The organism is Paraburkholderia ferrariae NBRC 106233, from assembly GCF_000685035.1.
In the GTDB taxonomy this organism is placed as follows: Bacteria; Pseudomonadota; Gammaproteobacteria; order Burkholderiales; family Burkholderiaceae; genus Paraburkholderia; species Paraburkholderia ferrariae.
Genome location: NZ_BAYB01000008.1, coordinates 373,186 through 393,388, shown reverse-complemented (window position 1 = coordinate 393,388; position 20,203 = coordinate 373,186). Strand labels below are relative to the sequence as shown.

Below are 20,203 nucleotides of genomic sequence, written 5' to 3'. Positions count from 1 at the left end.
CTTATCTGGTTGATGACATGAACGAACCCCATCATCACTCCTCTCTCGATATCGCCGTCGGCGGCACCCAGCAAGGCATGGATCTGCCGGCGCGCCATCAGGCGGGCAAGCGCGCGCGCGTAGCCGCGATCGTCGTCGCGCTGCTGCTGGCGGCCGGCGCCGCGCGCACGATCGTCTCGAACCTGGAGAACTCGCACCGCCTCGCGGACGTCACGAAGCAGAACGCGAAACAGTTCGTGAGCGTGGTGCAGCCCGTGGCGGCGGGCGCGAACGCCAGCATCGTGCTGCCGGGCACGCTGCGCGGCTATGTCGAGGCGCCGATCTATTCGCGTGCGAACGGCTACGTGCTGCACTGGTATGCCGATATCGGCGCGCACGTGCAGCAAGGCCAGGTGCTGGCCGATATCGACACGCCCGAGATCGACCAGGAGCTTGCCCAGGCGCAGGCGCAGCGCGAACAGGCGGCTTCCACGCTCGCGCTTGCCAAGACTTCGCTCGACCGCGCGCAGCAGTTGCGCACGCGCGATGCGGTTTCGCAGCAGGAACTGGACGACCGCCAGGGCGCGTACAACCAGGACGTGGCCAACCTCTCGGCGGCCGACGCCAACGTGCGGCGGCTCACGGAAACGAAGGGCTTCCAGCGCGTGGTCGCGCCCATCACCGGCATCATCACGCAGCGCAACGTCGATATCGGCGACCTCGTGAATGCGGGCAACGGCGGCGCGGGCCACGCGCTCTTCACGATTGCGCAGGCGGATCCGCTGCGCCTCTATATCGACGTGCCGCAGACCTATGCGCAGCAAGTGGCCGTGGGCCAGCCGGTGAGCGTGACGCAGCAGGAAATGCCGGGCGTGACGTTCGAGGGCAAGGTGACGCGCACCTCGGATGCGATCAATACGGCCACGCGCACGCTGCAGGTGGAAATCACGCTGCCCAACCACGACGGCAAGCTGCTGCCCGGCGCCTATGTGCAGGCCTCGATCAAGACCGATTCTGCCGGACTCCTTACGGTTCCCGGCAATACGCTGCTGTTCCGCGCGGAGGGGCCGCGCGTGGCCGTGGTGGACGCCGACAACACGATCAGGCTCAAGCCGGTCGAGATCGCGCAGGACCTGGGCCAGACGCTCGTGATCGCCCACGGGCTCGACCCGGCCGACCACGTGGTGCTGAACCCGAGCGATTCGATTGCCGATGGCGACACTGTGACGGTCGTGGCGCCGCGCGCGAATGGAGGCGCCAGCGGTGGCACAAGCGGTGCCGCTGAAGCCAGCGCCACGGCGAAGCGGAGCACGACGTGAGCATGAAGCGTCACGCAAAGCCCCGGCTCGGCGCGCGTGCCCGCGCGGGACTGGCGGCGCTCGCTGCAACGTCCCTCGCTGCCTGCACGGTGGGACCGGATTATCACGCGCCGCAAACGGCCAGCCCGGCCGGCTGGCGCGTCGATCCCGCCGATTCGTACTGGCACGCGGCGCAGCCCTCGCATGCGCCGCTCGATCCGCAGTGGTGGAAGGCGTTCGACAACGCCGAGCTGAACGATCTCGAAACCCAGGCGCTGGCGGAGAACCAGACGCTGCGTGTGGCCGTCGCGCACTACGATCAGGCGCGCGCGACGCTTGCTTCGGTGTCCTCGCAACAGGCACCGCAGGTCACGCTCGACGGCAGCCTCGCGCGTGCGCGCGTCTCGGCGAACCGGCCGCAGTTGACCTACGCCACGCCGAACATGTCCACGGTCCAGAACGACATTACCGTGGGCCCCACGATCAGCTACGAGCTGGACCTGTTCGGCCGCATCCGCCGCATGGTGGAGTCGGCGCAGGCTTCCACGCAGCAAGCCGGAGACGACCTCGCAAACGCGCGCCTCGTGCTCACCGCCGAACTCGCAACCGACTACTACGCGCTGCGCGAGCTCGACGACGAGATCGACGTCGTGAACCAGTCGGTGACGCTGCAACAAAAGGCGCTCGATTTCGTCACCGCGCAGCACGACCTGGGAGCCGTTTCGGGTCTCAACCTGTTGCAGCAAAAGGCCCAGCTCGACGCCACGAAGACCCAGGCCGAGCTGCTCGCGAACACGCGCCAGCAGGACGAACATGCCATTGCGGTGCTGATCGGCAAGCCCGCGCCCGAGTTCTCGATCGCGCCGAAAGTCACGCCGCTGCCGGTGCCCGCGTTGCCCGCGGGCCTGCCGAGCGAACTGATGCAGCGCCGCCCCGACGTCGCCTCGGCCGAACGCGCCATGGCCGCGGCTAACGCGCAGATCGGCGTGGCCCGCTCGGCCTACTATCCGGACATCACGCTTTCGCCCAGCCTCGGCTGGGAGTCCACCCGCTTCGGCACGCTCTTCTCGGTGCCGAGCCTCATGTGGTCGCTCGGCGCGAGCGCCGGCGAGGTGCTGTTCGACGGCGGCAAGCGCGCGGCGGGCGTGGATTACGCCCAGGCGGGCTACGTTTCGGCCGAAGCCAGTTACCGGCAAACCGTGCTCACCGCGTTCGAGGAGGTGCAAAATGCGGTAACGGGTCTGTCCGTGCTGGAGCGCGCCTCGACCGAAGGCCAGGCGGCCGTGGACGACGCACGCCAGTCCTACGATCTCGCGAACGACCGCTACCAGGGCGGCCTCGTGGCCTTCCTCGACGTGCTGACCGCCGAGCAGCAACTACTTGCCAGCGAGCGCACGGAGGTGCAGATTCACGGTCAGCAGGTTGCGATGGTGGTGTATCTCGCGAAGGCGCTGGGTGGCGGCTGGAGCGCCGACGAGCGCGAACTGGCATGCAGCGCGGGCACGTGCCGCGCCGTGCCGGCGGCCGCACAGGGCGCGGGGAGCACGGGAACCACCCCGGGCCTGCAAACACAGGGCATGCAAGGCGCGAGCGCCGTGCCTGCAACGGGGAACGCAGCCGCGCTCGCGGCTGTGGGCGGAAAAAGCTGACCTCGCGTAGCGTCTCGTCCGGCGCGGCGAAGGCAGCGGACGGCCAGCGGCACGGAGTTGCACGGCACCGCACAGCACCGCACGAAGAGGGAGAAACGGGCATGAAGGTATTGGTAATCGAAGACGAGCGCAAGGTGGTGGATTACCTGCGCAGCGGGCTGACCGAGCAGGGCTGGATCGTCGACGTGGCGATGGACGGCGAGGAAGGCGCGTGGATGGCCACGGAGTACGACTTCGACGTGATCGTGCTCGACGTGATGCTGCCGAAGCTCGACGGCTTCGGCGTGCTGCGCGCGCTGCGCACGAAGAAGGACACGCCCGTCATCATGCTGACCGCGCGCGACCGCGTGGACGACCGTGTGCACGGCCTGCGCGACGGCGCCGACGACTACATGACGAAGCCTTTCTCGTTCCTCGAACTGGTCGAACGGCTGCGCGCGCTCACGCGCCGCGCGCGTTCGCAGGAGTCCACGCTGATCTCGGTGGGCGATCTTCAGGTGGACCTCATCAGCCGCCGCGCAACGCGTGACGGCGTGCGGCTCGATCTCACCGCGAAGGAGTTCCAGCTACTATCGGTGCTCGCGCGGCGGCGCGGCGAAATTCTCTCGAAGACGCTCATCACCGAACTCGTCTGGGACGTGAACTTCGAGAGCAATGCCAACGTGGTCGAAACGGCGATCAAGCGTCTGCGTGCGAAGCTGGACGGCCCGCATGCGGCCAAGCTCCTGCACACCATCCGCGGCATGGGCTATGTGCTGGAAGTGCGCGAGGAGGGAGGCCAGCCGTCATGAAACACTCGATCTCGCTGCGGCTCTCGGCCATGTTCGCGGCGGTGTCGCTCGTCGTGTTCACGCTGACCGGCACGGGGCTCTTCCTGCTGATGAGGAACCAGCTCATGGACGAGCTGCGCGAGACGCTCGACACGCGGGCGCGCATTGCGAGCCTGATCGTTGCGCACGCACCCGACGTGCAGAAGTGGGCCTTCGTGCAGGAGAAGCTGCGCGACCTCTCGCCGGCCGACAGCCGCATGCACTACTACGTGGAAGGCCCCGACCCGCGCTTTCGTTTCGGCACGCCCATCGCCGGCGTGGTGACCGACACGCTCGGGCCGAAGCATCAACTGATCCGCCCGCCTGGCGCCGACTACGACATCGTGGTGACCCGCTACATGGTGCCCGCGAGCGGCGACCGGCCGGCCGTGAGGCTCGTCGTCGGGAGCGACTGCGAACGCACCGAGCGGATGCTGCAGCGCTTCGGCCTCGTGCTCGGCATGCTGATCGCGGCCTCGACCATTGCGGTGGCGCTGCTGAGCCGGGCCGTGACGCGCTTCGGCCTCGCGCCGCTCACGCGGCTCTCGCGCGAAGCCGCGCAACTGAGCCCTTCGAACCGGCGGCAGCGCCTGCACGACGACGCGCTGCCCGAAGAACTGCACGAACTGGCGACCTCGTTCAACGGCGCGCTGGAGCGGCTCGACAAGGCCTACGAGCGGCTCGAATCGTTCAACGCCGACGTCGCGCACGAACTGCGCACGCCGGTCAGCATCCTGATCGGCCAGACCCAGGTGGCGCTCACGCGCGACCGCTCGGTGCTGCAACTGCGGCAAACGCTGCAGTCGAATCTGGAGGAGTTCGAACGATTGCGCGTGATCGTCAACGACATGCTGTTCCTCTCGCGCAGCGACCGCGGCGAGCGCGCGACGGAGCTGACCGAAGTGTCGCTGCGCGCCGAACTGGAGCGCATGCTGGAGTTCCTCGAAATGCCGCTCGAAGACGCGCAGCTAAGCGTGCAGGTGCAGGGCGATGCGCGCGCGTGGGTGAACACCTCGCTGATCGGCCGCGCGGTGAGCAACCTCTTCGTCAACGCGATCCAGCATTCGCAGCCCGGCACCACGCTCGAAGCGACCATCGCGCCGCAGGACGGCCACGTGGAGATCGCCGTTTCGAATCCGGGCGAGCCGCTCGATCCGGTGGTGCGCGAGCATATCTTCGACCGCTTCTACCGCATTCAGGAGGCGCGCTCGAACAGCCACGAGAATCACGGTCTCGGGCTCTCCATCGTCAAGGCGGTGGCGGAGATGCACGGCGGCACGGTGTTCGTGCGCAGCGCGGACGGCGTCAATACGTTCGGCTTTTCGGTCGCGGTGGACGGCGCGCAGACGAATGCGCCGGTTGTGGCCGATACCGGGCAGCGCGGCCGCGCGGGGCTGCCGCTGCACGTTTCGCCTTAGCCCGCGGTGCCGTCGTCGGCCTGGGCGCTGGCCCCGCCTTCCTGGCTGATCTGGTCGCGCCGCAGCAGGTCCCAGCAGCTGATGAAGAGCGCGGCGACGAGCGGCCCGATCACGAACCCGTTGATGCCGATGAGCGAGATGCCGCCGAGCGTCGAGATCAGCACCACCCAGTCGGGCAAGCGCGTGTCCTTGCCCACCAGCACGGGGCGCAGGACGTTATCGACGGTGCCGATCACGAGCGAGCCGAAGATCACGAGGCCAAGCCCCTTGGCCACGGCGCCCGTCGAGAAGAAGTAGATCGCCACGGGCCCCCAGACGAGCGCCGCGCCCACCGCGGGCAGCAGCGAGAGCAGCATCATCACGAAGCCCCACAGCAGCGCGCCCTGAATGCCGAGCACAGCAAGGGCGATGCCGCCCAGCGCGCCCTGCACGAACGCCACCGCCAGATTGCCTTTGACCGTCGCGCGGATCACCGTCGTGAACTTGCGGATCAGATGTTGCTTGTGCTGCTCGTCGAGCGGAATGGCGCTGCGGATGAGCTTCGAGATCTCGCGGCCGTCGCGCACGAGAAAATAGAACAGATAGAGCATCACGCAGAAACTCACGGCCACCTGCACGGTGATCTGGCCGAGGCTCAGCGCGCGCGTGGCGACGAACTGGCTGATCTGCGCGGCGCCGGCGGTGAGGCGCTGCTGCAGGCCAGGCAGGTCCATCAGGTTGTAGCGCGCGAGCAGGTTCTGGAGCGACTGCGGCAGCGCGTGGACGATCTGGCTGAAGTACGCGCCGACATCGAGGCTGCCCGAGCGGACCTGGCCATAGGCGTAGGCCACCTGCTGGACCAGCGTGCCGGCCACGAGCGTGAGCGGCAGGATCACGATCAGGAGACAGAGCATGAGCGTGATGAAGGCGGCGAGATTGCGCCGGCGGCCGAGGCGCGCGACGAGCCGGCGCTGCACGGGCTGGAAGATGAGCGCGAGGATGGCGCCCCACAGCACGGTGCTGAAGAAGGGCGCGAGGATGAAGCACAGCGCGACGGAAACTGCGAGCAGCAGCAGGTAGAAGGCGGTCTGGTGAAGATGCTTGTTGCCGTCCATGGGCAAGGGTTTCCTGTGGGTGCGGGCGAAGGAAAAGGGGGCGCGCCGGGCTCATGATACCGGCTCGGCCCCGAGGCGCGGCGCGGGCGCGCGCAGCCGGACTCACGGCGGCAGCGGCCGTGGCGCGGCGGCGAAGGACGAAGGAGAGGCGGGCGGACGCGCGCTTTCGCGGGTCAGTTCGTGCCCACGAGGCGTACGCGCGTGATTTCCGATGGCGCGCCGAGGCGCTTCGGCGGCCCCCAGTAGCCCGTGCCGCGGCTCGTGTAGACCCACAGGCTGCCGAGCTTCGCGAGCCCGGCCGTGAACGGCTGTTGCAGCCGCACGAGGAAATTCCACGGGAAGATCTGGCCGCCGTGCGTATGGCCGGATAGCTGCAGCGTGAAGCCCGCATCGGCCGCCGCGTGTGCCGTGCGCGGCTGGTGCGCGAGCAGCACGCGCGTATCCACGTCCGCGGGCGCGCCGGCGAGCGCCGCCGCCGGGTCGCTGCGCTGCGCGGGGTCGAAATGGCCGGCCGTGTAGTCGGTGACGCCGGCCAGCACGAGTCGCGCGTCGCGGTGTTCGATCACGACATGCTGGTTCATCAGCACCGTGAGGCCGATGCGGCGGAATTCGGCCACCCAGGCGTCGGCGCCCGAGTAGTACTCGTGGTTGCCGGTCACGAGATACACGCCGTGGCGCGCAGCCAGCGTGCCGAGCGGCGCGGTGTGGCGCGCAAGCTGCGCGACGCTGCCGTCCACCACGTCGCCCGTGATCGCGACGATATCCGGGTCGAGCTGATTCACGGCCCGCACGATTGCCTCGACATAGTCGTGCTTGATCGTCGGCCCGACGTGGATGTCGCTCAACTGGACGATCGTGAAGCCGTCGAGGTCGGCGGGCAGGCCGCGGATCGGCACCTCCACCGTGCGCACCGGTGCGCGGCGCCGCGCATTGAAGAAGCCGATGGCGCTCGAAAGCAGCGCGAGCCCGATCACCACGGCGGCACTGACGGTGCGCCAGTCCGCGAGATTCACGGCGCTCGGCCAGATCGCCTCCACCGTCATCAGCGAGGCCAGCACGAGGTCGCGCAGGATCGTGAGCATCAGCAGCGACGAAAAGAACCCCATGGCGAGCATGCCGGCCCAGGCGAGGCGGTCGGCGAGCGGCTGGCGCCGGATCGTGCGCGCGAGCATGCCGGGCGGAATCACGAGGCACGAGAGCACGAGCCACAGCGCCGCGAGCCATTTGCCGGCCGCGGGCACCGGCAGGTCGGGGATCAGCCGGAAGCCGACATAGACGTGCAGCAGCACGCCGATGGTGATGAAGCGCACGAAAAAGGACAGTCGGGGCATGGCGGAGGCGGCGGGAGAGCAAAAAGGGCGGCCCGGCAGGGCGCGCCCGGGCGCGGGGCGCGCAGGCTGCGAAGCATTTTACCCACCGCGCACAGAGCGTGCCGGGCTCGGTCCGGTATGTCCCTTTTGCGCGGCCGATCCTGCGGCCGTGCGGCATTCCCTCAAGTTTTCTGGCGAGAAGCCGTAAAACACAAGGTCATTGCGTCCTGTCCACGCATCTTTTCCAGGCGACATCGGGATATGCCGAACACCATGCCGGACTCCGGGCGGATCACAGCACGCGTCAGATACCGCCTCCGGCTGGCCGGAAGGCCGCTGCGCGGCGCGCTCCATGCCGGCCCGAACGCCATTGTCGCGGGCGGCGTGGTCGCGGCCCTCACGCTGGCCGTTCTGTACGCGGTGGCGCTCTATCAGAGCCGCATGGACGCGCTCGAACACGCTCAGGAAAGCTCGCACAGCATCGCGCTCGTGGCCGAGCGCGACATCGAACGCAACTTCGAGATTTACGGCCTCTCGCTTCGGGCCGTGGCCGAAGGCATCAGGCAGCCCGAGATCATGGCGCTGCCGCCCCGGCTGGAGCGCCTCGTCCTGTTCGACCGCGCGGCCACGGCGGAATACCTCGGCGGCATGTACGTGCTCGACGAGCAGGGCAATATCCAGATCGACTCCGGCAGCGACATACCGCGCAAAGGCAACTTCGCCGACCGCAAGTACTTCTGGATCCACCGCGACCGCGCCGACGCCGGACTGTACGTGAGCGACCCCTATGGCTCGCGCCTCGGCGGCGGGGCGCGCATTGCGCTCAGCATGCGGCTCTCGCATCCCGACGGCAGCTTTGCGGGCGTCGTCGTCATGGCGATCCGGCCCGAGTATTTTCAGCGGCTCTTCGAAGGCCTCGCCGTCGGGCCGCACGGCGCCATCTCGCTCGTCGGCAAGGACGGCGTGATGTTCATGCGCCAGCCGTTCGACCCGGGCATCCCGGGGCGCAGCATCGCCAGCGCGAGCACCTTCCGCCACTTCGCCGCCGCCTCCGAAGGCTACTTCTCCGATACATCGAGCATCGACGGCATCCGGCGGCACTACTTCTTTCGCAACTTTCCGAAGCTGCCGTTCATCATCATGGTGGCCGAGGCGGACACCGACATCTTCGGCGCGTGGCGGCAGCGGGCCATCAAGCTCGGCTCGGTCATGGGGCTCTTCGCGCTCGGGCTCATCGTCCTCGCGGTGCAGTTGAGCGCGCAACTGCGCCGGCGCATGCGCGCGGAGTCGGAGTTGCGGCTGCTCGCGCGCACCGACGGTCTCACGGGGCTGGCGAACCGGCGCCTGCTCGACGAAACGCTCGAGCAGGAGTGGCGGCGCGCGCGGCGAACGCACCGCGCGCTCGCGATTCTCTTCATCGACGTGGATCGCTTCAAGGCCTTCAACGACTGCTATGGACACCAGGCGGGCGACGATGCGCTCGCCACCGTCGCCCACAGCATTGCGATGTGCCTGCGCCGGCCCGCGGACACCGCCGCGCGTTACGGTGGCGAAGAGTTCCTCACGGTCTTGCCGGAAACTTCGGAGTCCGATGCAGCGCTGCTGGCCGAGCGGATTCGCACGGCCGTGTGGGATCTCGCCATCGAACATGCGCCCAGCACGTTCGGCCGCGTTACCGTGAGCGTGGGCATTGCGAGTTCGGAGGGCGGCGAGATCGAGCACGTGGATCAGCTCATCCGCATGGCCGACGAGGCCGTCTACGAGGCCAAGGCTTCGGGGAGAAACTGCATCGTCGGCGGCCAGCGCGACATCCGGCACGATGCGCGGGTGGCGGTGCCCGCGGCCGCGGCGGTTGCGGCTTCGGCGTCCGCATCGGCTCCCATGGAGCAGCCGTAGTCCGCGTTCGCGGCGTGGCCAGGCTATACTGATCCGATGGAAACGAAACCGCTTTCGCTGAACCTGCATCGCTGGTGGCGCGCCTGAACCCGGCGGCCCGTTTCTTTACGCACTCTTTGCACCCTTAAAACGTGATGCCGCCAGTCCTGGCGGCATTGTCGTTTCTGCGCGCTGGCGGCTGGCGGTATCGAATCCGTGGAGCCCTCACCGTGACATCGACAAGCCTGCCCACCATCCTCACCGGCGACCGCACGACCGGTCCGCTGCATCTTGGCCACTACATCGGCTCGCTGCGCGCACGCGTGGCGCTCCAGCACGAGGCGCGGCAGTTCCTGCTGCTGGCGGACACCCAGGCGCTGACCGACAACGTGGGCCGGCACCAGCGCGTGACGGCCAACGTGATCGAAGTCGCGCTCGATTACCTCGCCGTGGGCATCGATCCCGCGAAATCGACTATTTGCATCCAGTCGCAGGTGCCGGAGCTGGCCGAGCTGTCGCAATACCTGCTCAACCTCGTGACGGTCGCGCGCCTCGAACGTAATCCCACCATCAAGGAAGAGATTCGCCTGCGCGGTTTCGAGCGCGACATTCCCGCGGGCTTTCTCACCTATCCGGTCAGCCAGGCGGCCGACATCACCGCATTCAAGGCGACGCACGTGCCGGTGGGTGACGATCAGTTGCCGATGATCGAGCAGACCAACGAACTCGTGCGCCGCTTCAACCACACCGTGGAGCGCGAGGTGCTCGTGGAGTGCGCGCCCGTGCTTTCCGCGGTGCCGCGGCTGCCGGGGATCGACGGCAAGGCCAAGATGAGCAAGTCGCTCGGCAATGCCATCGCGCTCGGCGCCACGCCCGACGAAATCGCGCAGGCCGTCAAGGACATGTACACCGACCCCGGGCATCTGCGCGTGAGCGACCCGGGCAAGGTGGAGGGCAATGTCGTCTTCGCGTTTCTCGACGCATTCGAGCCCGATGTGCAGAAGGTGGACGCGTTGAAGGCGCACTACCGCCGCGGCGGCCTGGGCGACAGCGTGGTGAAGCAGGTGCTCAACGAGCGGCTGCAGGCGCTGCTCGAACCCATCCGCACGCGCCGCCGCGAACGGGAAGCCGACCGCGGCGAAGTGCTGGAGGTGCTGCGCCGTGGCACGCTGCGCGCGCGGGAGGTGGCGGGACAAACCTTGTCCGAGGTGAAGCGGGCGATGGGGCTCACGTACTTCGAGCATTGAGCGGTGATCGCAGCGGCCGCTCGCGCTTGATCGCCAGGGGCCAGGCGTCGGGCACGGGGGTCAAGCCGCGGCGTGCTCGCGCCGCTGGCGGCGGAAGAAGCTCCACAGCATTGCCGTCGCGTCGGGGCCCTTGCCGGAATGGAACGCTTCGCGAGGGTCGCCGCCGCTCCACGCATGCCCCAGTCCACGGACGATGCCGACCCGCACCACGAGCCGGCCGGCCTTCAGGTAATCGACGTAGTCGATGTTGTCGCGGCGCGTGACCCGCTGCTCGCCCACGCGCAGCGTGCCTTGCGCGTCGATCAGCCGGTTGAGCCGCGCGAACTGAACGCCGAGCTGCCCGGCGTTGCGCTGCGCGACAACGCTATCGAGCTCGCCATGAACGATGATGGCCGGCATACCCGGATAGCTCGCGATATCGACGGACGTTTCGACAAGATGCAGCGGATCTTCGCGGCTGCCGCTGCGCATGACGCGCATGGCGCTGAGCGTGGAATGCGCGGCGCCGAATACCGGTCCCGAATGCAGGCCGACAGCGGCAAAGCGCGCCGGATAATGGACGGCCAGCACCGCAGCGAGGCCGGCACCCGCCGAGATGCCCGCGAGATAGATGCGCGTAGGGTCGAAGCCGTGTTCGCGAACCATCGCTTCGACGAGCGACGCGACGGCAGGCGCTTCCGAGTGCTCCGGGCTGTCGTGCCAGTGCCAGCAGCGGTGCGGATGGGCGGTTTTGGCCTGCTCGGGAAACAGCACGGCAAATCCGGCACGTTCGGCGAGCCGGCAGATGCGTGTGCCGGCAGCGAACGATTCGGCGGTCTGCTTGCAGCCGTGCAGCATGACGACGAGCGGCAGGCTCGCTTGCGACGTCGCGCAGGCCGGCAGATACAACGCATAGGCGAGGTGATTGACGAGATGGCCGGCCCGCGCCGGCGCGGAGTGAAACGAGCGCGTCCACACACCGGGCGTGCGTGCCGCAGGCGGACGGGTCACGCGTGCTTTGCCGGTGCGCCTGGTGGCGGCCGGGTTAGCGGTCTTGACTGCCGCGGTCTTGCGCGGGGCGGCCTTTTTTCGCTTCGGCCGTGTTCCCGTCAAGCTCGAGAGGAAGTCGAAACCTTTAAGCCAGAGGCGGGTTTTTTTACCGGGCATGCGTGAGCCGTCATGTCATATCGCTGGTGAAATCGGGTTCCTGCGTCTAGCCATGTTGCCACGATAGGGCGTTCACGGCTTGATGTCCAGGTGGCGTTCGCTGCTCCTGGATTGCCTGAGCGCGTCGAACACCTCAGTCGCGCCCCGGCACCAGACGCTTCAGTGTCATGCGGCCCGGCGGTTCAAAGTACGTCCCGAAGCGCACGAGGCCCGCTCGCTTCAGGTGGCAGATCATTGTGAAGCTCACCATCAGCCCCGGGTCCGGCTTGTCGTCGATTTCAATCTCGACCGAACGCAAGCGCGGCTCGAACTTCAGCAAGGTCATTTCCATCTGGTTGCGCAGATCGTGAACCGACGCGGGGAGGTTCCGGTACACGTCGGTGAGATCGGGCAACCCATACGCGGGGACATGCTTGAGGGCACCGGCTCGCGTGTTGAGGATGCGCCGGATGTTCGCCTGAACGCTCAGGATTTCGAGCGTTTTGTCGTCGTGGTTTTCGAGCGCTTCGCCGTCGATGTGGCCGAGCAGCATGTCATAGAGGGAAGGGCCGGCTGGCATTGCGGCGAACCTCAAACGAGCGTGTCGGCGAGGGGCGCCGGAGCCGGCCCGTGATACACCACCGAGGCGTCGCGCTCGCTGTCGATCCGGTCCACGAAGTCGATCGTGAGGTTCCCTTCGGCCGAAATGGACAGCGCGATGGTGGCCGGTGCCGCGCCGTCCGCCATTCGCGCGAGCAGCTCGCGCGACACCGTGGGCAGCACGCGCTGGTTCAGGAAAGCATCCACGCTGCGCGCCCCGGAATCGCGCGCGAGGCACAGTTCCGCAATCATGCCGGTCAGGGTTTCGTCGCAAATCAATTCCACGTCGTGCTGCCGCTTCAGACGCTGAGCGATCTTCGTCAGTTTCAGACGCACGATGGCGGCGAGCGCGTTCGCGTCGAGCGGCCGGTAGACAAGCGGCTGGAAGCGCGCTAGCAGCGCCGGCTGAAAGTGCGCCACAAGCTGCGGATGAATGGCCTCAAGCAGTTCCGCATGCGTGAGCGCCGGATTGTCGAGCGTGGCCTCGTCGATCTGTGCGCTGCCCAGATTGGACGTCATCAGGATCACGCAGTTGCGGAAGTCGATTTCGCGCCCCTCGCCGTCACGCATCGAGCCGCGGTCGAACACCTGATAGAACATGTCCAGCACGTCGCGGTGCGCCTTCTCGACTTCATCGAGCAGCACGACGCTGTACGGGCGCTGCCGCACGGCTTCGGTCAATATGCCGCCGCGCCCGTAGCCGACATAGCCCGGCGGGGAGCCCTTGAGCTGGGACACGGAATGCGATTCCTGGTACTCCGACATATTGATCGTCGTGAGGGCCGCTTCGCCGCCGAAGAGGAGGTCCGCCAGGGCCAGCGCCGTCTCCGTTTTGCCCACGCCCGATGGACCGGAGAGCAGGAATACGCCGAGCGGGGCCTGTTCGTTCTTGAGGCCGGCCCTGGCGGTACGCAGGCTTTCGGCGAGCGCCGCGAGCGCTTCGTCCTGCGCGACCACACGTTCGGCGAGTTGTGTCTCGAGCGTCAGCAGGCTGCGCAATTCGTCCTCGACGAGGCTGCCGACCGGTACGCCCGTCCACTCGGCGACCACGCGCGCGACCGCCTGCGCATCGACATCCGCGAAAATCAGCGGCGCCTTGCCCTGGGCCCGCACGAGCGCGTGCCGGGCGTTCGCGAGCGAGGCATTGCTACCGCCCGCGGGCGCGGCATCGCGCTTTTCATGCAGATGCCGAATCAGGTCGAGCTCCGCCTGGTAGCGCGCCTGCAGGCGCTGGAGTTCGCTCCGCGCGTCGTCGAGTGCGGCGGCAAGCGCGGCGCGCCGCGCCGCGGTATTGTCGATGCCGGCGTGGGCGTCGTCTTCGACGGTGGCGCGTTCCAGTTCGAGAGCCGAGACGGCGGCCCGTGCCCGCTGCAGCGCGATCGGCGGCGACTCGAACCCCATGCGCACACGCGCGGCGGCCGTGTCGATCAGGTCCACGGCCTTGTCGGGCAACTGGCGCGCGGGAATGTAGCGGCGCGACAGTTTCACGGCGGCGACCAGCGCCTCGTCCCGGATGTGGACGTTGTGGTACGCCGCATAGCGCGACTTCAGCCCACGCAGCATCAGGCAGGCGGCCTTGTCGTCGGGCTCATCGACCTTGATGACCTGGAAGCGCCGTTCGAGCGCGGCATCGCGCTCGAAGTACTCCTTGTATTCGGACCAGGTGGTGGCGGCGATCGTGCGCAATTCGCCGCGCGCGAGCGCCGGCTTGAGCAGGTTCGCCGCGTCGGCGCCGCCGGCGGCGTTGCCCGCGCCGATCAGCGTGTGCGCTTCGTCGATGAAGAGCAGGATCGGCACAGGCGAGGCCTGCACCTCGTCGATCACGTTCTTCAGGCGCTGCTCGAATTCGCCTTTCACGCCGGCGCCGGCCTGAAGCAGGCCGAGGTCGAGCGTGAGAAGGCGCACGTCGCGGATCGCGTGCGGAACCGTGCCTTCGGCCACGCGCAGCGCCAGGCCTTCAACGAGCGCCGTCTTGCCGACACCCGGCTCGCCCACGAGAATGGGATTATTCTTGCGCCGGCGTGCGAGGACATCGACCATCTGCTGGATCTCGCTATCCCGCCCGAATACGGGGTCGATCTTGCCTTCGCGCGCCCTGGCCGTGATGTCGATGGAAAAGCGGCCGAGCGCATCGCCATCCACACTGCGTTTAGCGGCCGGTTCCGTTTTTTCCTGCTGCGTGCGATCCGCAACGGCGGTTTGCCGTGCCGTACCGGATTGTTCGGGAAATGTGCAGGATTCCTGATCCTGATTCTCGCATGAGCGCTGGCCAAGGCGCGGCAGCAGGCGTTCGATCTGTGCCGTGCTCACCGACAGGAGTGGCCAGGCGTTGCTTGCGCGCAGCACGTGCGGCGCCTCGATGATGGCTTGCAGCACGTTGCCGGAGCGGATCGCCGGATCGGCGGCCGTGGTGCGAGCCGATGCATGAAACCACGCGTCCTGCAGCACGACGGCCAATTGCGGCGAGAGGCTGGGGCGGCCGCGCAGATTGCGCGGACTATGCTCGATGGCCGCGATCAAGGCGTCCCAGACGGCGTCCACATCGAGGTCGTAGTGGTTCAGGATGGCGGGGATGTCGCCGTCGCCGGCCTCGATGAGTTTCAGCAGCCAGTGCTCGACCGAGATCTCGTTCGCAAGTCGCGTCTGGCAAAGGCTCGCCGCGGCTTCGAACGCATTCGCGCAGTGGGGATTGAGTCGCTGCAGAAGCTGGCTGGCATCGCGAACTGCGGGGTTCCGGTCGTAGTGCAGGGTCATGTTCGGACTGCTCTCGCACAGTTGAAGAGGCTGCGGCCGCTGAGGGCGACGGCGCCCGTGGTAATAAAAAGTCCAGCCCGCCGCAGGCGCACGCGCAGGCTGGCAAAGGGAGGCGGTCATGCGGGACTCGCCTCCCGTCGCATCGTTCTGGATTACGAGCGCTCGTTCCAGGTATCTTTGTGGATGATGTTGCCGTCCTTGTACGACCAGGTAATCGTCTCGTAGCGCAGTTCGACTTCCTCGAGGTGGTTGTGCTTCTCGAAGTCGGGGTTCTTGATGTCGTACATCACCGGGCTGACCGCGACGATCTTCACGTTGTCGAGCTTCGTATTGAAGTACTCCTTCTCTTTTCCGGCGTCGTCGATCTTGTACCACTTGATCTCGGCCGACTTCAGCGTCTGCCCGCTGGTCACCGCCTTGTAGAGATACGGCGTGGAGGCGTCGGTCTCCTTCACGAGCTTGATCGGCTTGTGCACGCGCGTGCCGGTCAGCTTGCCGGTGTTGCCGTCGGTCGGAATGTGCAGGCCGTGGTCGAACGCCGTGACCTCGACGCTGCCTTCGCGGCCCTGGACCGTGACCGAACCCTTGATGTCGGCGCCGCCGTCGTCCTTGAGCCACATGTATGCCGGAATTGCCATTGCTTTACTCCCCTCTTTTACTGCGACAGTCGCCCGGAGTGAGTGACCGGGCTTCATGATCCCGAAGCCCGGGCTTCGGGGGCTAAAAAGCTGGAATACCCGCGTGGACTCCCCGTCTCCCGGTGCGGGCTGCGACCGCGGTGCGCGGCCGCATACGCTGCGCAATGTCACTGCGTGTCGGGCACCAGCGTGATTTCCACACGACGGTTCCTCGCGCGTCCTTCGGCCGTGTCGTTGCTGGCGATGGCGCGCGTGTCGCCGTAGCCCTGGATCGCGAAGCGGGTGACGGGGATGCCCGACGCATCGACGAGCCAGTCACGCACCGCTCCGGCGCGCGCGGTGGAGAGGATCAGGTTGCGCTCCGCGTTGCCTGCGTTGTCGGTGTAGCCCGCCACGAGAATCCGCTTGTCGGGATGCGCCTTGATGAGCTCCAGTGCGCCCACCATGACCCGCGTCGAACCCTCCTTGAGCGTTGCCTTGCCGCTGTCGAAGAGCGACATGCTGTCGAGCGTCACGATGGCCGGAGGAGGGGGCGGCGGCTGATACGTTGCGATCGCGTCGTCGAGCACCGGCATCAATCGTGCGCCGCGGTACATGCCGAACGACAGCGGCAGCGGAACGCCGGTCCGCGCATACCGGTCGAGCTGGTCGCGGTCGGCCACCAGCGCCTGCAGGGCGTCCCGCTTTGCGGTGTCGTGGTTGGCCGGAATCATGCGGTAGCGCCCAAGATCCGCACTGATGCGCGTGAGCAGCGCCTGGTTGTTCTTTCCGGCGCAGAAGAACGCGACAGCACCTGCACAGGCCAATAGCATGAGGGCGTGGGCCAGCGCGGCCAGCCGCGGCGACGCCCAGAGCCGTACAGGCAGCGCCTCGATCAGCGGTTGTGGCAATGGCCAGGGCATGGGCGAGGCCGGGGCCGTCGCGCGCATGACGCACGTATGCATTTCCACGTCGCGCTCCCACGGATTGGCGGCGCTGCCTGCCGGCCCGCAGTCGATCCAGCCGGCGCCGAAGAGCGCCCACGGAGCGGCCGGTTGCCGCCGGTCCGCGAGCGCGGAGATCACGACGTGCTGCGTCCAGCCGACGATTGATGCCAGGGCGGCCGAGCGGGTAGGCTCCGTGGAACGCCCCGACGCTTGCCGGGCCTCCTGCTCGGCCGCGCAGATTATGGTTTCGAAGCGCTGCGCATCGACCATGCGCGTGGCCGACGAAACGCCGTACCACTGAGGTGTAGCGAGACTCGCCGACGCGGCGGTGGGAGCAAGACGCTGATAGACCGCGACATAACCCGGAAGCGTGCGCGTCCCCAGCATGCGCGCGGTGTCGGCCACGGCCTGGCGCACTACGCGCAATGATTGCGTCAGCATGTCGGCGTCGGCGTAGCGGGCCGGTACGACCGACAGCACAACGCCATCGGGGGCACGGCCGTCGCGCCACTGTTTGACGGCGGCGGCAAGGCGCGACAGATCCTGGGGCCGGTCCGCGCGCAGCCAGATCGCACCGTCGCCGACGTGCGCGTAGCGTTCCCCGTCATGCCGGTTGAACAGTGCCGAGAGGTCGTCGCCTGTCACCAGCACGAGTGGCATGCGGGTGCGCAGCTTAACCGGAATATCGGCGGTGGCCTTGCCGAGCGCAGCGAGTACGGGTGCACTCCGTTCGCGCGCGAGAGCGAGCCGCCGGGTGTGCCAGATCGCGAGCCAGGCGGCGAGTACCAGAATCACGCCGGTAAGCAGCCACGCCGTGCCCAGTCCCGGCTGAATGACGAGCCAGATCACGGCGAGCGTCAGCGCAGCCGCCAGCACGACCACTAGCCGGAACGGATAGCCCAGGCCCTCATGGCCGTCAGCCTGTGTGCCGGTGGGGGTGGCGGTCAGCACGGGCAGATCGGACTTCACGGCCGCGAGACCTTTGCTGGTGCGACGTTCGCAAGCTGGGTATCGAGCGTGACGCTCCACGTGCCCCAGACCGCCGCGGCGGCAAGGCAGGCGAGGCCCGCCATGGCCCACGGCGAAAGCCGGTAGAGCCAGTCGGAAAACCGGTGCGCCGCGTGGTCCGTCATGAACGGCCGGCCGGCAGACGGGCGAAGCGTCGCGAGCCGCGCATCGAGCGCGGCGCCCAGTTCGGCGAGCCTCGCTTGACCGTCGCGCGCATAGCGGCCCCGGAATCCCATGCCCAGGATCGCCGCGTAACATTCGAGCAGGTCCGCGTGAGCCGGCGTTTCGCGCAGCCGCGCTTCGATGCGCGCCATCACCTGCTCGCCCGCATCGTGGATCCTGAACCGCTCGACCTGCAACGGCGTCAATTCCCAACTGGCACGGCTTTCCGCCGGCAGATGGCGCAACACGGTTTCGTCCAGTACGCCGCACTGGGCAAGCAGCGCCTCGTTGCGAATGTCGTCGGGATAGCCGCGTCGTTCGAGCGCGTCCGAGAAGTGCTGGATCAACTGCCTGCAGCGTTCGCGAAACTTCGCGGCATCGGGAATCGTTCCGCCGGAGCCTATCGAGGTCACAAGGAGGGCTGTGTCGCGCAGCAGATCCCGCATCCCGCTGCCGTTGACGCGGCCCGCGCCTGGCGAGGCGCCCAGGAGGGCAGCCGGGTTGCGGCCCGGAGTCAGCGTAGTCATGAGCGCAGCACCGCGTAGAGTTCGAGCGAGGCATCGGCCACCGAGCCGGGGAGATAGATCTGGCAGGCCCGCGCGGCGAGCATCTTCGCGTGCGCGGTACTCGTGGCATCCAGCGCGAAGTAGTGGTTGTCGAGACGCACGGGGATGGCTGCCGGAACCCGCTGGACCGCCTTGAGCGGAATGCCGGGCAACGCCGCGTTGACGATGTGTTCTACGTCGTCCGGCGCGCCGATCTTGCACAGGCGCGGGAATTGCCCGACGAGCTCGAATGCGGACATCGGCGCGCTGACTGACAGATACCAGTCCGCGACGCCGTCCACGATGCGCTCGTCCAGGAACTGACCGCTCCAGGTCGTCGGGCTCTTGCGTGTCAGGCCGATCGGCACCACGCGTGACGGAATGATTGCGTCGAGCAGCTCACGGATCGTCGACTCCAGTTTTGCGAACACGTCGTCGGCGTGTACATGGTCCCACGGCGGAAGATCGGACAGTTGCGTGCTGGTCGAGAACGTGGTGAGCGCACTCGCGAGTTGAGCCAGCGCGACATATAGCTGTTCGGGCGGACGCGCGGGGTGGGACGCGAAAAGCCGCAGTTGCGGCCACGCTGCGTGAATGCAGTGCAGCAGCCAGAAGAGCTGGACATCGGCCACGCCGAACTCGGCGATCTGTTCGATCCGCTCGCCGCGGCGCGCGCCGAGGGCGAGGCTCCTGGCCTGCAGGATATCGGCGAGCCGGTTGATCCGTTCGAGGTGCAGCGGGTGGCTGCCCAGTGTCAGGCATGGCGGCACGAAGCGGTGATCGACCTGAAACTGACCGTTCGCCGCCCGCGTGAGACGCGCAATCGCACAGACCGTATCGTCGGCATGCGGCTCGAAATCGAACAGCAGGCGGATGGCGTGGCGCTCGACTGCAATCTCGGCTTCGCCCGTGCCGTTCAGGTCCGTCACCTTCGCGAATTCGCGCCAGGCGCGCCGCGGCCGTGCAAGCGAGGTTTCGTCGAAACGGCAGTTGTTGCCGTTGGCGTCGGGCAGCGCCAGTGCGGCGAACACCACCACGCTCTGAAGATCTGCGGGCACGCCTTGAGTCAGATCGCGCGCCGCCGGCAGCGCGTCGCATACCGTGGTGTCCACCGGCGTGCCGTCGGGCATGCGACCTTTGAGCAGTTCGAGCTTCAGCCGCCCCGTCGCAAGTGCTTCCGTATCGACCTCGACGCCCAGCACGCCCCAGGGATCGGCGAACGATGCCGCGACAACCTGCTGCAGGGCGAACCCGGTCCACCGCTCCTGCTGCTGGAAGTGCTGCTGCGTGAGGATTAGCCCGTCGTGAAAGAGCGGTTTGTTGATCCGCATGGCGTGGTCTGTCTGTCTTGCTGTTTATTGAACGCCGCGATTCTAAACATGGAATCCGGTTTTTGTATACGGTAAATACATTTCGTTATGCGAATTGTGTGAATTTTTAGTTTTTATTTAGAGATAAGATGAGGCATATCTGTAAATGCTCGATGGCTTCTCATAAATTTATCGATGCCGTCACAATTTTTCAGATTCTGCCGGCTTTTTTGGTGCAGGATAATGCAACGATATACCTTCGAGAAGCCGGGAATTTGCGCGGTGAACCAGCAAAATTTTGTTATTTTTAAGGTAATTAACAATATTTAACGTGCTGAGAGAGTTGCCAATGTCGGGAAGACTTTGACTTAATTTTAGTAAACCGATTTAATGCGCTGGCGACAGATGGCTTAAGAGAGGGAGGCTACGCCGTGAGGTATCGCCGTGACTGCCATT

At 67.0% G+C, this 20,203-nt stretch carries 15 protein-coding genes; 6 read left to right on the top strand and 9 right to left on the bottom strand.

Annotated features, from left to right (window positions below):
* The first annotated feature begins 17 nt into the window (after positions 1-17).
* From BFE01S_RS10535 to BFE01S_RS38200, 4 genes are all read left to right on the top strand, one after another.
* The gene (locus BFE01S_RS10535; RefSeq protein WP_042337441.1) at positions 18-1,298 is read left to right on the top strand and encodes an efflux RND transporter periplasmic adaptor subunit; all 1,281 of its coding nucleotides are present in this window, start codon (positions 18-20) and stop codon (positions 1,296-1,298) included.
* 2 nt (positions 1,299-1,300) lie between these two features.
* Positions 1,301-2,926 carry an efflux transporter outer membrane subunit gene (locus BFE01S_RS38205; RefSeq protein WP_084169701.1) on the top strand — a complete coding sequence of 542 codons (1,626 nt, stop codon included), beginning with the start codon at positions 1,301-1,303 and terminating at the stop codon, positions 2,924-2,926.
* Positions 2,927-3,027: 101 nt separating this feature from the next.
* The gene (locus BFE01S_RS10525) at positions 3,028-3,717 is read left to right on the top strand and encodes a heavy metal response regulator transcription factor (protein WP_028225452.1); all 690 of its coding nucleotides are present in this window, start codon (positions 3,028-3,030) and stop codon (positions 3,715-3,717) included.
* On the top strand, positions 3,714-5,153 hold the full coding sequence (locus BFE01S_RS38200) for a heavy metal sensor histidine kinase (RefSeq protein ID WP_042337439.1): 1,440 nt from the start codon (positions 3,714-3,716) through the stop codon (positions 5,151-5,153). Before BFE01S_RS10525 ends, BFE01S_RS38200 begins: the two co-directional genes overlap by 4 nt.
* Here the strand turns inward: BFE01S_RS38200 and BFE01S_RS38195 are convergent.
* Both BFE01S_RS38195 and BFE01S_RS10510 read right to left on the bottom strand, forming a co-directional pair.
* Positions 5,150-6,247 (bottom strand): AI-2E family transporter, encoded by a 1,098-nt coding sequence (locus tag BFE01S_RS38195; RefSeq protein WP_042337438.1) that lies wholly within the window; start codon positions 6,245-6,247, stop codon positions 5,150-5,152. The genes BFE01S_RS38200 and BFE01S_RS38195 overlap by 4 nt on opposite strands.
* 173 nt (positions 6,248-6,420) lie before the next feature.
* Positions 6,421-7,578 (bottom strand): metallophosphoesterase, encoded by a 1,158-nt coding sequence (locus BFE01S_RS10510; protein ID WP_028225451.1) that lies wholly within the window; start codon positions 7,576-7,578, stop codon positions 6,421-6,423.
* Between the two features lie 240 nt (positions 7,579-7,818).
* Between BFE01S_RS10510 and BFE01S_RS38190 the strand changes: the two genes are divergently transcribed.
* Together BFE01S_RS38190 and trpS are read left to right on the top strand one after the other, a co-directional pair.
* A complete protein-coding gene (locus BFE01S_RS38190; protein ID WP_063834411.1) occupies positions 7,819-9,453 on the top strand; it encodes a sensor domain-containing diguanylate cyclase in 1,635 nt (544 codons plus the stop codon).
* Positions 9,454-9,662: 209 nt separating this feature from the next.
* Entirely contained in the window at positions 9,663-10,679 is a 1,017-nt protein-coding gene (gene trpS / locus BFE01S_RS10500) for a tryptophan--tRNA ligase (protein WP_028225450.1), read from the top strand.
* 60 nt (positions 10,680-10,739) lie between these two features.
* On the opposite strand, the gene BFE01S_RS10495 is transcribed toward trpS, so the two are convergent.
* The 7 genes from BFE01S_RS10495 to tssK all read right to left on the bottom strand — a co-directional run bounded on the left by BFE01S_RS10495 (position 10,740) and on the right by tssK (position 19,768).
* The gene (locus BFE01S_RS10495; RefSeq protein ID WP_028225449.1) at positions 10,740-11,825 is read right to left on the bottom strand and encodes an extracellular catalytic domain type 1 short-chain-length polyhydroxyalkanoate depolymerase; all 1,086 of its coding nucleotides are present in this window, start codon (positions 11,823-11,825) and stop codon (positions 10,740-10,742) included.
* 133 nt (positions 11,826-11,958) lie between these two features.
* A complete protein-coding gene (gene tssE, locus BFE01S_RS10490; protein ID WP_028225448.1) occupies positions 11,959-12,384 on the bottom strand; it encodes a type VI secretion system baseplate subunit TssE in 426 nt (141 codons plus the stop codon).
* An 11-nt stretch (positions 12,385-12,395) separates the two neighbouring features.
* A complete protein-coding gene (tssH, locus tag BFE01S_RS38185) occupies positions 12,396-15,158 on the bottom strand; it encodes a type VI secretion system ATPase TssH (protein ID WP_042337436.1) in 2,763 nt (920 codons plus the stop codon).
* 152 nt (positions 15,159-15,310) lie between these two features.
* Positions 15,311-15,796 carry an Hcp family type VI secretion system effector gene (locus BFE01S_RS10480; protein ID WP_028225447.1) on the bottom strand — a complete coding sequence of 162 codons (486 nt, stop codon included), beginning with the start codon at positions 15,794-15,796 and terminating at the stop codon, positions 15,311-15,313.
* A 167-nt stretch (positions 15,797-15,963) separates the two neighbouring features.
* Positions 15,964-17,691, bottom strand: coding sequence for an OmpA family protein (locus tag BFE01S_RS10475; protein ID WP_028225446.1), 1,728 nt, complete (start codon positions 17,689-17,691; stop codon positions 15,964-15,966).
* Entirely contained in the window at positions 17,688-18,419 is a 732-nt protein-coding gene (locus tag BFE01S_RS10470; protein ID WP_028225445.1) for a DotU family type IV/VI secretion system protein, read from the bottom strand. Before BFE01S_RS10470 ends, BFE01S_RS10475 begins: the two co-directional genes overlap by 4 nt.
* Positions 18,416-19,768 (bottom strand): type VI secretion system baseplate subunit TssK, encoded by a 1,353-nt coding sequence (gene tssK / locus BFE01S_RS10465; RefSeq protein WP_028225444.1) that lies wholly within the window; start codon positions 19,766-19,768, stop codon positions 18,416-18,418. Before tssK ends, BFE01S_RS10470 begins: the two co-directional genes overlap by 4 nt.
* Positions 19,769-20,203 lie beyond the last annotated feature (435 nt).

Bases quoted from the DNA above. Each gene is read 5' to 3' on its own strand.
- BFE01S_RS38205 (WP_084169701.1), top strand. From the start codon at position 1,301: ATGAAGCGTCACGCAAAGCCCCGGCTCGGCGCGCGTGCCCGCGCGGGA.
- BFE01S_RS10495 (WP_028225449.1), bottom strand. From the start codon at position 11,825: ATGCCCGGTAAAAAAACCCGCCTCTGGCTTAAAGGTTTCGACTTCCTC.
- BFE01S_RS38195 (WP_042337438.1), bottom strand. From the start codon at position 6,247: ATGGACGGCAACAAGCATCTTCACCAGACCGCCTTCTACCTGCTGCTG.
- tssH (WP_042337436.1), bottom strand. From the start codon at position 15,158: ATGACCCTGCACTACGACCGGAACCCCGCAGTTCGCGATGCCAGCCAG.
- tssK (WP_028225444.1), bottom strand. From the start codon at position 19,768: ATGCGGATCAACAAACCGCTCTTTCACGACGGGCTAATCCTCACGCAG.
- tssE (WP_028225448.1), bottom strand. From the start codon at position 12,384: ATGCCAGCCGGCCCTTCCCTCTATGACATGCTGCTCGGCCACATCGAC.
- BFE01S_RS10510 (WP_028225451.1), bottom strand. From the start codon at position 7,578: ATGCCCCGACTGTCCTTTTTCGTGCGCTTCATCACCATCGGCGTGCTG.
- BFE01S_RS10525 (WP_028225452.1), top strand. From the start codon at position 3,028: ATGAAGGTATTGGTAATCGAAGACGAGCGCAAGGTGGTGGATTACCTG.
- BFE01S_RS10470 (WP_028225445.1), bottom strand. From the start codon at position 18,419: ATGACTACGCTGACTCCGGGCCGCAACCCGGCTGCCCTCCTGGGCGCC.
- BFE01S_RS38190 (WP_063834411.1), top strand. From the start codon at position 7,819: ATGCCGAACACCATGCCGGACTCCGGGCGGATCACAGCACGCGTCAGA.
- BFE01S_RS38200 (WP_042337439.1), top strand. From the start codon at position 3,714: ATGAAACACTCGATCTCGCTGCGGCTCTCGGCCATGTTCGCGGCGGTG.
- BFE01S_RS10535 (WP_042337441.1), top strand. From the start codon at position 18: ATGAACGAACCCCATCATCACTCCTCTCTCGATATCGCCGTCGGCGGC.
- BFE01S_RS10480 (WP_028225447.1), bottom strand. From the start codon at position 15,796: ATGGCAATTCCGGCATACATGTGGCTCAAGGACGACGGCGGCGCCGAC.